Consider the following 11897-nt stretch of genomic DNA (forward strand, 5'->3'; position numbering starts at 1 on the left):
CGGAACGTAAAGAATGGGCTCCGGGCGCAACCACGGCCGCGCCGGCGGAGTCCTCAACGACGGCAGGGATCCCGGGGGAAACGGTTCGGGGGGACCGGGGAGACCTGCGGGGGGAAGGCGGGGCCCGGACCGAGCGTCCGGGCCCAGTGCCCCGCTCCCGCCCCTTTTCCCGCTCCCGCCCCTTTTCCCGCTCTCGTCCCGCAGCCGTCGCGTACCTGTCCGGTGCCTGCCGTACGGCCGTCGCGCACCCGCTCCGAGCTGCGCGGGGCCGGAGTTATCCACAGGCCGCCCCGAGTGTCCGAGCGCGGCGGTAGCGTCGGGGCATGTCCAATCTGGCAGTGCTCGAAGGCGTTCTGGAGCGCATCACCTACGCCAATGAGGAGAACGGCTGGACGGTGGCGCGGGTCGACACCGGCCGGGGCTCCGGCGATCTCCTCACGGTGGTCGGCTCGCTGCTCGGCGCGCAGGTGGGCGAGTCGCTGCGGATGGAGGGCCGCTGGGGCTCCCACGCGCAGTACGGCAAGCAGTTCACCGTGGAGAACTACACCACCGTCCTGCCCGCCACCGTCCAGGGCATCCGCCGCTATCTCGGCTCCGGCCTGATCAAGGGCATCGGACCGAGGATCGCCGAGCGGATCGTGGACCACTTCGGCGTGGAGACCCTCGATGTCATCGAGGAGCGCCCCGAGCGGCTGATCGAGGTCCCCGGCCTCGGCCCCAAGCGGACCCGGCTGATCGGTGACGCCTGGGAGGAGCAGAAGGCCATCAAGGAGGTCATGGTCTTCCTCCAGGGCGTCGGGGTCTCCACCTCCATCGCCGTGCGCATCTACAAGAAGTACGCGGACGCCTCGATCTCCGTGGTGCGGCACCAGCCCTACCGGCTCGCCGCCGATGTCTGGGGCATCGGCTTCCTCACCGCCGACCGCATCGCCCAGGCCGTCGGCATCCCCCACGACAGCCCGGAGCGGGTCAAGGCCGGTCTCCAGTACGCCCTCTCCCAATCCACCGACCAGGGCCACTGTTTCCTCCCGGAGGAGCGGCTGATCGCGGACGCCGTGAAGCTGCTCCAGGTCGACACCGGTCTGGTCATCGACTGTCTGGGCGAGCTGGCGGCCGAGGAGGAGGGCGTGGTCCGCGAGCCGGTGCCCGCGCCGGACGGCGGGGAGCCGGTGACGGCGGTCTATCTGGTCCCCTTCCACCGCGCCGAGCTGTCGCTCTCGGGCCAGCTCCGCCGGCTGCTGCACGCCGAGGACGACCGGATGCCCGCCTTCCAGGACGTGGACTGGGACCGGGCGCTGAAGTGGCTGGCCACCCGCACCGGGGCGGAGCTGGCCCCCGAGCAGGAGGCGGCCGTCCGGCTCGCGCTCACCAGCAGGGTCGCCGTGCTCACCGGGGGACCGGGCTGCGGGAAGTCCTTCACCGTCCGCTCGGTGGTGGAGCTGGCGCGGGCCAAGCGGGCGAAGGTGGTGCTCGCCGCGCCCACCGGGCGGGCGGCCAAGCGGCTGTCGGAGCTGACCGGGGCCGAGGCGTCCACGGTCCACCGGCTGCTGGAGCTGAAGCCCGGCGGTGACGCCGCCTTCGACCGGGACCGCCCGCTGGACGCGGATCTGGTGGTGGTCGACGAGGCGTCCATGCTGGATCTGCTCCTCGCCAACAAGCTGGTCAAGGCGGTCGCCCCGGGGGCGCATCTGCTGCTGGTCGGGGATGTGGACCAGCTGCCCAGTGTGGGGGCGGGGGAGGTGCTGCGGGATCTGCTCGCGGAGGGCGGCCCGGTCCCCCGGGTGCGGCTCACCCGGATCTTCCGGCAGGCCCAGGAGTCCGGTGTGGTGACCAACGCCCACCGGATCAACTCGGGTGTGCCGCCCCTCACCTCGGGCCTGCCGGACTTCTTCCTCTTCGCCGAGGAGGAGTCGGAGGACGCGGGACGGCTCACCGTGGAGGTGGCGGCCCGTAGGATCCCGGCCAAATTCGGTCTCGATCCCCGACGGGATGTTCAGGTTCTGGCCCCTATGCACCGGGGTCCTGCGGGCGCGGGCGTCCTCAATGGCCTGCTCCAGCAGGCGATGACACCCGCCCGCCCCGATGTGGCCGAGAAGCGCTTCGGCGGACGGATTTTCCGGGTCGGCGACAAGGTCACCCAGGTCCGCAACAACTACGAGAAGGGGGCCAACGGCGTCTTCAACGGGACCGTGGGCGTGGTCACCGCCCTTCATCTGGAGGAACAGCGGCTGACCGTGCGCACCGACGAGGACGAGGAGGTCCCCTACGATTTCGACGAACTGGACGAACTGGCCCATGCCTACGCGGTGACCATCCACCGCTCCCAGGGCAGCGAGTATCCCGCCGTGGTGATCCCGGTCACCACCGGGGCCTGGATGATGCTCCAGCGGAACCTCCTCTACACCGCTGTCACACGTGCCAGGAAGCTGGTCGTGCTGGTCGGTTCCCGCAAGGCGATCGGGCAGGCGGTACGGACGGTTTCCGCAGGCAGACGCTTTACCGCCCTCGATCACCGGCTCTCCGGAGGCTGAGCCGGAGGGCTGCGCCGGGCGGGGGAAGCCCCCGGGTGCCGGGGTGGGAAACGCCACCTGGGCTTCCGGAATCAGGGCGAACGGGGCAGGATGAGCAGGTTGGCGGCACTCAGTGCCGCCAATAGGCCCAACGGTCGACCCCGAGTGCACTCTGCTGGGCCAAATGGGGGATGGTAGAGACAGTCAGGGCACCTCGAAGAAGAGGCACTACGTCGGTGAGGGATGACGTGAGCGACAACTCTGTAGTACTGCGGTACGCGGACGGTGAATACACCTACCCGGTGGTCGAGAGCACCGTCGGTGACAAGGGCTTCGACATCGGGAAGCTCCGAGCCCAGACCGGTCTGGTGACCCTGGACAGCGGCTACGGCAATACGGCCGCCTATAAATCCGCGATCACCTACCTCGACGGCGAGCGGGGCATCCTGCGCTACCGCGGTTACCCGATCGAGCAGCTGGCGGAGCGGTCCAGCTTCCTTGAGGTGGCCTACCTCCTCATCAACGGCGAGCTGCCGACCGTGGACGAGCTGGCGGCGTTCAAGGGTGAGATCACCCAGCACACGCTGCTGCACGAGGACGTCAAGCGGTTCTTCGACGGCTTCCCGCGCGACGCCCACCCGATGGCCATGCTCTCCTCGGTGGTCAGCGCGCTGTCGACGTTCTACCAGGACAGCCACAACCCGTTCGACGAGCAGCAGCGCCACCTCTCCACGATCCGGCTGCTGGCCAAGCTGCCGACGATCGCGGCGTACGCCTTCAAGAAGTCGATCGGCCACCCCTTCGTCTACCCGCGCAACGACCTGGGCTATGTCGAGAACTTCCTGCGGATGACGTTCTCCGTCCCCGCGCAGGAGTACGAGCTGGACCCGGTGGTCGTGGCGGCCCTGGACAAGCTGCTCATCCTGCACGCGGACCACGAGCAGAACTGTTCGACCTCCACCGTGCGGCTGGTCGGCTCCTCGCAGGCGAACATGTTCGCCTCGATCTCCGCGGGTATCTCCGCGCTCTGGGGCCCCCTGCACGGCGGCGCCAACCAGTCGGTGCTGGAGATGCTGGAGGGCATCCAGGCCGACGGCGGCGACGTCGACACCTTCATCCGCAAGGTGAAGAACAAGGAGGACGGCGTCCGGCTGATGGGCTTCGGCCACCGGGTCTACAAGAACTTCGACCCGCGGGCGCAGATCATCAAGGCGGCGGCCCACGATGTCCTCTCGGCCCTCGGCAAGTCCGACGAGCTGCTGGACATCGCGCTGAAGCTGGAGGAGCACGCGCTCTCCGACGACTACTTCGTCGAGCGCAAGCTCTACCCGAACGTGGACTTCTACACCGGTCTGATCTACCGGGCCATGGGCTTCCCGACCGAGATGTTCACCGTGCTCTTCGCGCTCGGCCGGCTGCCCGGCTGGATCGCCCAGTGGCACGAGATGATCAAGGAGCCGGGCTCCCGCATCGGCCGTCCGCGCCAGATCTACACGGGTGTCGTCGAGCGCGACTTCGTGCCGGTCGAGGCCCGCTGAGGGATTCCGCCGAGCGCCGGGGAGTGCATGGCCTGTACGGCCCTGTGACGGGCGATGCGCCCCCCGGCCCTCCCGCGGGTCCCCGGTGGCCCGTTTCGGCCCCTGCGGGGCCGTCGCGGCCCCCGGACAGACGAAAGCGCCCCGCCGCCGATCCCCCCACGGGTCGACGGTCGGGGCGCTTCCCATATCCCCGGAGCGGATTCCCCCCACGGGATCCGGCCGGGTGTCCTGGGCGCGGAGTGCTCCGCGCGGTCTGCCGGGGTACGTACGCACGGGAGGGCCGCTCAAAGCTCCCCGGGCACGTGCCCCGGCCAACGCTTGCCTGGGACGTCCCCCAAGACATCCCATGAACGTCCCCCAAGACGTTCTCGGCATCGCCCACATAGACTCGCGAAGAGCCTCGATGGTTACCCCCAAATATCTGTGATCTAGGTCTCCTTGTGAAGGTCTTGTGCGTCACATGTAGTCGACCGAAGTGTCACAGCTCTGTGTCGGCCGACGGGCAAAAGCGGGCGAACCGCAGTCGCCTTTCCTGGCGCCCAAAGCCCTGAACAGGATGGATTCCGTTCGGTAGTCGGACGGTCGCAGCAGGCCCGGCGGGCGAAAAGATTTCTGCCGCTGTCCGGCACGCGGGACGCCCCGGGCCGGATCGGGCCGGATCCGGGCGTCATCCGGCGGGACCGGACGGAAGAACGGGCCGTACCGGCCGGCGGGTGCCGGCCGGTACGGCCCGTGTCTGGTCTCCCCGGCCGGGTCAGGCGGCCTGGCCCACCAGCTCGTATCCGGCCTCGTCCACGGCGGCGCGCACCGCGGCCTCGTCCAGCGGGGCCTCGGAGACCACGGTGACCTTGCCGGTCGCGGCGACGGCGGTCACGGAGGTGACCCCGGCGAGCGCGGAGATCTCCGCGGAGATCGAGCCCTCGCAGTGGCCGCAGGTCATCCCGGAGACCTCGTACACGGTGGTGACGCCGGCCGCCGGGGCCTCGGCCTCCCCGGTGCCGCAGGAGTGCCCGCCGCAGCAGCCGGAGCCGGAGGCGGAGTCGTTTTCGGTGATCTCGATCTCGGTCTTCGCGGTCATGTCGGTCTCCTCGCGGAACGTCTGGGGTGCGCCGGACGGCGCGCGTTCGGGCTGTGGTGGGGGCCGCGTTCTCCCGGCTCCCGGTGACTCTCACCCTACAATACCCCTAGGGGGTATGGCGAGTAAGGGTGTCCGGGGAGTGCGGCTCAAGGAGTGCGGCAGGGGGAACGCGGACGGCCCCGCACCCGGTGGGGGTGCGGGGCCGTCCATCGGCCGGGCGGGTGCCCGGCTCAGCCCCTGCCGCGCCGCCCCGGGCGGCTGGCGACCCAGGCGTGGATCGTCTCCGCGTACCAGAACGGCCTGCCCCCCTCCACCGCGTCGGGCGGCGGCAGCATTCCGTGCTTGCGGTACGAGCGGATGGTGTCGGGCTGGACCTGGATGTGTGCGGCGATGTCCTTGTACGACCAGAGCGTGCGATCCGTCATCGGTGGTACCCCTCCCCGCGCGCCCGGCAGCGGCGGCCGGGGGGACCGCCGGGGATCTGCCGTGCGAGCGCTGACGATCACAGAGCCTGCGCCCGAGGGGCACCCCGCGTGGAGAGGGAGGACCGGGATGTCGAACGGCTGTGACGGAAGGTCCGCGCGATGGAGACACGTGTGATGAGCGGGCGACAATTCACCCGACCGGCGGATGCCGTTCGACCGCCCCGGTGGACACCGCCGCGCCCGGGGCGAAGCCCGCCCGGAAGAGACCGGAAGAGACCGGAAGAGACCGGAAGGGAGGGGCCCTAGACGCCGCAGGAACGCAGGAATCGCCGCGTCCGGCGGGCGATCGGGAGGGGCCGGTCCGGCGGGCACGGGTACATGTCCTGCTCCACGATGGCGAAGAGGTCCACATCGAGCGCCCGCGCCGCCGCGAGGACCGGTTCCAGCGCGGGCACCCCGGCCGGCGGCTCGCACATCACCCCGCGCCCGACGGCGGGCCCGAAGGGCAGCCCCTCCGCCACCACCTCGGCCAGGATCCGCGGATCCACCTGCTTGAGGTGGAGATAGCCGATCCGCTCCCCATAGGTCTTGATCAGCTCGACACTGTCCCCGCCGCAGTAGGCGTAGTGGCCGGTGTCCAGACAGAGCGAGACCAGCTCGGGGTCGGTGGCGTCGAGGAGGCGGTGCACATGCTCCTCGGTGTCGACATGGGTGTCCGCGTGCGGATGGACGGCGATCCGCAGCCCGTACCGCTCCCGCACCTCATGGCCGAGCCGCTCCGTCTGGGCGGCGAGATCCCGCCATTGCGCGGCCGTCAGGGTGCTGCTCTCCAGCACCCGGCCGGTCCGGTCGTCCCGCCAGAAGGAGGGGATCACCACCAGATGCTCCGCGCCCATCGCCCGGGTCAGCTCCGCGATCTCCGCGACATGCGCCCAGGTCTTCTCCCAGACCGCCGGGCCGTGGTGGAGCCCGGTGAAGACCGTGCCCGCCGACACCTTCAGCCCGCGCCGCCCGGTCTCCTCGGCCAGCAGGGCGGGATCGGTGGGGAGATAGCCGTACGGCCCCAGCTCGATCCAGGCGTACCCCGCCTCGGCGACCTCGTCCAGAAAGCGCCGCCAGGGCACCTGACCGGGATCGTCGGGAAACCAGACCCCCCAGGAGTCGGGGGCCGAACCGACCCGGATGCGCTGCGGGGGAGGGGCCATGGAGGTCATGGCCGAGAGCTTTCCGGCTGGTTCTGAGGGGTGTCAAGACAACGTCCGAATGTCAGGACAAAATGTTGACAGGGTTCCGTCCGGACCATTAGACCTGGAGAGGCCGGTGGACCTGGAGGGGCCGGGCACCGGAGCGAAGGGGCGCAGATGACACAGGCGTACGCCACCCAGCCGTACGACGTGATCGCCATGGGCCGGATCGGGGTCGACCTCTATCCGCTGCGGACCGGGGTCTCCCTGGACCGGGTCGATGTGTTCGGCAGGTTCCTCGGCGGCTCCGCCGCCAATGTCGCCGTCGCCGCCGCCCGGCTCGGCCGCCGTACCGCCCTCATCAGCCGCACCGGCCGGGACCCCTTCGGCGACTATCTCCACGAGGCCCTGCGCGGATTCGGTGTGGACGACCGCTGGGTGACCCCCGTCGACGCGTACCCGACCCCCGTCACCTTCTGCGAGATCTTCCCCCCGGACGACTTCCCGCTCTACTTCTACCGGCGCCCCAAGGCCCCCGATCTGGAGATCCACCCCGACGAACTGGACCTCGACGCGGTGCGCGGCGCCCGGATCCTGTGGACCACCGGCACCGGGCTCTCGGCCGAACCGAGCCGGGCCGCCACCCTCGCCGCCCTCGCCCACCGCGACCGCGCCGGGACCACCGTCCTCGACCTCGACTGGCGGCCCATGTTCTGGACCGACCCCGCGTCCGCCCGGCCCCACTACCGCCGGGCCCTCGCCCATGCCACCGTCGCCGTCGGCAACCAGGACGAGTGCGAGATCGCCACCGGTGAGCGCGAACCCGCCGCCGCCGCCGAGGCGCTGCTCGCCACCGGGGTCGAGCTGGCCGTCGTCAAACAGGGCCCCCGGGGCGTCCTCGCCGTCCACCGCGACGGCACCCGGGCCGAGGTGCCGCCCGTCCCCGTCGAGGTGGTCAACGGCCTCGGCGCGGGCGACGCCTTCGGCGGGGCGCTCTGCCATGGCCTGCTGGCCGGCTGGGACACCGCGCGGATCATGCGGTACGCCAACGCCGCCGGGGCGATCGTCGCCGCCCGGCTGGCCTGTTCCAGCGCCATGCCGCTGCCGGCCGAGGTCGAACAGGTCCTCGCGGGCGGCCCCGTACCGCCGTCGCCCACGCCCCCGCCGGAGCCCCCGCCCGTACCGCCGGACCGCACAGGCGCCCTGCCCGCGACCCTGCCCGGGACCGTGCCCGTGGCCGCCCCCGGGGACCCCTCGTGAGCCGCGTCGACATCGCCGAGCTGGTCGGGATCCGCACCCGCCACCCCGAGGCCGTCGCCGAGGCCGCGCTCCGCCGGCGCACCCGCCCCGGGCTGCTCGGCCCCAGCGGCCGGCTCATGATCGTCGCCGCCGACCACCCGGCCCGGGGCTCGCTCGCCGTCGGCGACCGCAGACTCGCCATGGCCAACCGCCTCGACCTGCTGGAACGGCTCTGTCTCGCGCTCTCCCGCCCGGGGGTCGACGGGGTGCTCGCCACCGCCGACATCCTGGACGACCTGCTGCTGCTCGGCGCGCTCGACGACAAGGTCGTCATGGGGTCGATGAACCGGGGCGGTCTCGCGGGCGCCTCCTTCGAACTGGACGACCGCTTCACCGGACACCGCCCCGAGGACCTCGTCCGCCTCCGCTTCGACGCGGGCAAACTGCTGCTGCGGATCGACTACACCGACCCGGCCTCCGCCGACACCCTGCACACCACCGCACGGGTGGTGGACGAGATGGCCGCCCACCGCCTGCCCGTCTTCGTCGAGCCGTTCATCTGCCACCGGGTCGACGGACGGCTCCGCACCGATCTGGGCGCCGAGGCCGTCACCCGTTCCATCGCCATAGCCTCCGGGCTCGCCGGGACCTCCGCGTACACCTGGCTGAAGGTCCCGGTCACCGAGAACCCCGACGACATGGCGTCCGTGATGGAGTCCTCCACCCTCCCCGCCGTCATCCTCGGCGGCGAGATCGGCGGGGACCAGGACGGCGCGTACGAGAAGTGGCGCGGCGCGCTGCGACTGCCCACCGTCCAGGGACTGGTGGTGGGGCGTTCGCTGCTCTACCCGGTCGACGGGGACGTGGCGGGCGCGGTCGACACCGCCGTGGGACTGCTCTGAGTGCTCCGGGGAGCGCACACCGAGGACACCGACCGGGGACACCGGACCGGCGGCACACAGCGACAGGGGGTATACGGAAGGCATGAGCACCCACCACACACCAGCGGCGGCGACCGGCGGCGCGGGCCATCTCCCGGCGGGCAGCGCCGCCGACGGCCCCTACGCGGTCCGGGTCGACCCCCGGCACGCGGGGTGGACCCACTCCGCGCTGCGCGTCCTGGAACTCGCCCCCGGCGCGGGCCACAGCCTGGACACCGGTGACAGCGAGTGGATCGTGCTGCCCCTGAACGGCGGCTGCGCCGTGACCGTGACCGTGGACGGGGCCACGGAAGCGGCCGGGGGCACGGTCACGGACGGGGCCACGGACGGGGCCACGGCTGGGGGCATCACCTTCGAACTCCTGGGCAGGGAGAGTGTCTTCAGCGGGGTCACCGACTTCGCCTACCTCCCCCGGGACGCCCGGGCACAGATCACCTCCGGCGCGGGAGGCCGCTTCGCCCTGGCAGGAGCGAAGTGCGGGCGACGACTCCCCGCCCGCTACGGCCCCGCGCCGGAGGTCCCCGTGGAACTGCGCGGTGCGGGGGTCTGCTCCCGCCAGGTCAACAACTTCGCCGCCGCCGACACCTTCGACTGCGACCGGCTGATCGCGGTCGAGGTGCTCACCCCCGGCGGCAACTGGTCCTCGTACCCGCCCCACAAGCACGACGAGCACCACCCCGGCAGCGAGTCCGTACTGGAGGAGATCTACTACTTCGAGGTCGACGGCGACGGCCTCGGCTACCAGCGGGTCTCGCCCTCCCACGACGGCGGTACGGATGTCCTCGCCGAGGTGCGCGGCGGCGATGTGGTGCTCATCCCCGACGGCTGGCACGGGCCCTCCATCGCGTCGCCGGGCCGGACCCTGTACTACCTCAATGTGATGGCGGGGCCGGGGGAGACCCGGGAGTGGCTGATCCGCGACCACCCCGACCACGGCTGGGTCCGCACCACCTGGCCGGGGACGGCCGTCGACCCCCGGCTCCCCCTCTACACCGCCCCCGCACCGCAGAGTGCCGCGTCCCCCGAGGGAGGCCCCCGATGACCGCCCCCGGCACCGGCCCGGAGTCCGGCACCGCCCCCGGCACCGAAGCCACCCGGCGGCTCACCGTCGCCCAGGCCCTGATCACCTTCCTGGGCCGCCAGTACACCGAGCGCGACGGCCGCCGCCACCGCCTGATCGCCGCCACCTGGGGCATCTTCGGCCATGGCAATGTCGCCGGACTCGGCCAGGCGCTGGTGGAGTCCGGCACCGGACCCGACGCCCCCATGCCCTACTACCAGGGCCGCAACGAACAGGCCATGGTCCATGCCGCCGTCGGCTACGCCCGCCAGTCCCGCAGGCTCTCCGCCCACGCCGTCACCACCTCCATCGGACCCGGCGCCACCAATCTGGTCACCGGGGCCGCGCTGGCCACCGTCAACCGGTTGCCGGTGCTGCTGCTCCCCGGTGACACCTTCGCCACCCGGCCCGCCGACCCCGTGCTCCAGCAGCTCGAAGTACCCGGCGCGGGCGATGTGTCGGTCAACGACACCCTCCGCCCGGTCTCCCGCTTCTTCGACCGGATCACCCGTCCCGAGGCGCTGATCCCGGCCGCGCTCCAGGCCATGCGGATCCTCGCCGACCCCGCCGACACCGGCGCCGTCACCCTCGCCCTGCCGCAGGACGTCCAGGCGGAGGCGTACGACTGGCCGGAGGAGTTCTTCGCCGAACGGATCTGGCGGGTGGGCAGGCCCCGGCCGGACGCCGACGCCCTCGCCGACGCCCGCCGGGCGCTGGCCGGTGCCCGCCGCCCGCTGATCGTGGCCGGCGGCGGGGTCCACCACAGCGGGGCCGAGGCGGCGCTGCGGGCGTTCGCCGAGGCCGGCTCGATCCCCGTCGCCTCCACCCAGGCGGGCAAGGGCTCGCTCCCGTACGACCATCCCTGCGACATCGGCGGGATCGGCCACACCGGCACCGCCACCGCCGACGCCCTCGCCCGCCGCGCCGATCTGGTGATCGGGGTCGGCACCCGCTGGTCCGACTTCACCACCGCCTCCGCGACCCTCTTCCAGAACCCGGACGTCCGCTTCCTCAACATCAACATCACCGGCTTCGACGCGCACAAGATGGCCGGGCTCGCCCTCACCGCCGACGCCCGTACCGCCCTGGAGGAGCTGACCGCCGCGGCGGGCCCCGACGGTACGGCCCCCGCCGCCGAACCCGGCTACCGGGACGCCTACCGGGCCGCCAAGGAGGAGTGGGAGCACCTGGTGGACCGCGCCTACGCCGCCGACCCGGACGCCCGCCCCACCCAGAGCCAGCTGCTCGGCGCCCTGGACGCCCTGGTCACCGGCGACGACATCGTCATCAACGCGGCCGGTTCGCTCCCCGGCGATCTGCACAAGCTGTGGCGGACCCGTTCGGCGGACCAGTACCACGTGGAGTACGGCTACTCCTGCATGGGCTACGAGATCCCGGCCGCCATCGGGGTGGCGCTGGCCGCCCCCGGCCGCCCGGTCTGGGCGCTGGTGGGGGACGGCACCTATCTGATGAACCCCACCGAGATCGTCACCGCCGTCCAGGAGAACATCCCCCTCACCGTGGTCATCGTGCAGAACCACGGCTATGCCTCCATCGGCGGGCTCTCCGAGGCCGTCGGCGGCGAGCGCTTCGGCACCGCCTACCGCCACCGCGCGGCGGACGGCACCTATACCGGAGCCCCGCTCCCGGTGGACCTCGCCGCCAACGCCGAGGCCCTCGGGCTGCGGGTGCTGCGCGCCGCCACCGTGCGTGAGCTGGGCGAGGCCCTGGCGAAGGCCCGTACCGCCACCGTCCCCACAGGTGTCTACATCGAGACCGCAACGCCTGACACTGTGTCGGGCCCGCCCCCGGCACAGGCGTGGTGGGATGTGCCCGTGGCGGCGACCGCGACCCGTCCCGCCGCCGTCAGGGCCCGGGAGGAGTACGAGGAGCAGCTCACCGCCCGCCGCCGCCATCTGTGA

The 11897-nt window shown here is 72.0% G+C and carries 9 protein-coding genes; 6 read left to right on the forward strand and 3 right to left on the reverse strand.

The window, feature by feature from the left end; all coding sequences use genetic code 11:
- The first annotated feature begins 323 nt into the window (after positions 1 to 323).
- Positions 324 to 2531 (forward strand): SF1B family DNA helicase RecD2, encoded by a 2208-nt coding sequence (recD2, locus tag ABT354_RS03550; protein ID WP_351488425.1) that lies wholly within the window; start codon positions 324 to 326, stop codon positions 2529 to 2531.
- Positions 2532 to 2758: 227 nt separating this feature from the next.
- Entirely contained in the window at positions 2759 to 4048 is a 1290-nt protein-coding gene (locus ABT354_RS03555; protein WP_351488428.1) for a citrate synthase, read from the forward strand.
- 754 nt (positions 4049 to 4802) lie between these two features.
- On the opposite strand, the gene ABT354_RS03560 is transcribed toward ABT354_RS03555, so the two are convergent.
- The 3 genes from ABT354_RS03560 to ABT354_RS03570 all read right to left on the reverse strand — a co-directional run bounded on the left by ABT354_RS03560 (position 4803) and on the right by ABT354_RS03570 (position 6765).
- Positions 4803 to 5126, reverse strand: coding sequence for a heavy-metal-associated domain-containing protein (locus ABT354_RS03560; RefSeq protein WP_351488431.1), 324 nt, complete (start codon positions 5124 to 5126; stop codon positions 4803 to 4805).
- A 230-nt stretch (positions 5127 to 5356) separates the two neighbouring features.
- On the reverse strand, positions 5357 to 5551 hold the full coding sequence (locus ABT354_RS03565; RefSeq protein ID WP_351488433.1) for a helix-turn-helix transcriptional regulator: 195 nt from the start codon (positions 5549 to 5551) through the stop codon (positions 5357 to 5359).
- 302 nt (positions 5552 to 5853) lie between these two features.
- On the reverse strand, positions 5854 to 6765 hold the full coding sequence (locus ABT354_RS03570) for a sugar phosphate isomerase/epimerase family protein (protein WP_351488436.1): 912 nt from the start codon (positions 6763 to 6765) through the stop codon (positions 5854 to 5856).
- Positions 6766 to 6912: 147 nt separating this feature from the next.
- On the opposite strand from ABT354_RS03570, the gene iolC reads away from it, so the two are divergent.
- The 4 genes from iolC to iolD all read left to right on the forward strand — a co-directional run bounded on the left by iolC (position 6913) and on the right by iolD (position 11897).
- Positions 6913 to 7995 (forward strand): 5-dehydro-2-deoxygluconokinase, encoded by a 1083-nt coding sequence (gene iolC / locus ABT354_RS03575; RefSeq protein ID WP_351488439.1) that lies wholly within the window; start codon positions 6913 to 6915, stop codon positions 7993 to 7995.
- Entirely contained in the window at positions 7992 to 8876 is an 885-nt protein-coding gene (locus ABT354_RS03580; RefSeq protein WP_351488441.1) for a Cgl0159 family (beta/alpha)8-fold protein, read from the forward strand. The genes iolC and ABT354_RS03580 overlap by 4 nt, the downstream gene beginning before the upstream one ends.
- Positions 8877 to 8958: 82 nt before the next feature.
- A complete protein-coding gene (gene iolB, locus ABT354_RS03585; RefSeq protein WP_351488443.1) occupies positions 8959 to 9957 on the forward strand; it encodes a 5-deoxy-glucuronate isomerase in 999 nt (332 codons plus the stop codon).
- The gene (gene iolD, locus ABT354_RS03590; RefSeq protein WP_351488445.1) at positions 9954 to 11897 is read left to right on the forward strand and encodes a 3D-(3,5/4)-trihydroxycyclohexane-1,2-dione acylhydrolase (decyclizing); all 1944 of its coding nucleotides are present in this window, start codon (positions 9954 to 9956) and stop codon (positions 11895 to 11897) included. Before iolB ends, iolD begins: the two co-directional genes overlap by 4 nt.

The sequence above is a fragment of the Streptomyces sp. NPDC000594 genome (assembly GCF_040299965.1).
Classification (GTDB): domain Bacteria; phylum Actinomycetota; class Actinomycetes; order Streptomycetales; family Streptomycetaceae; genus Streptomyces.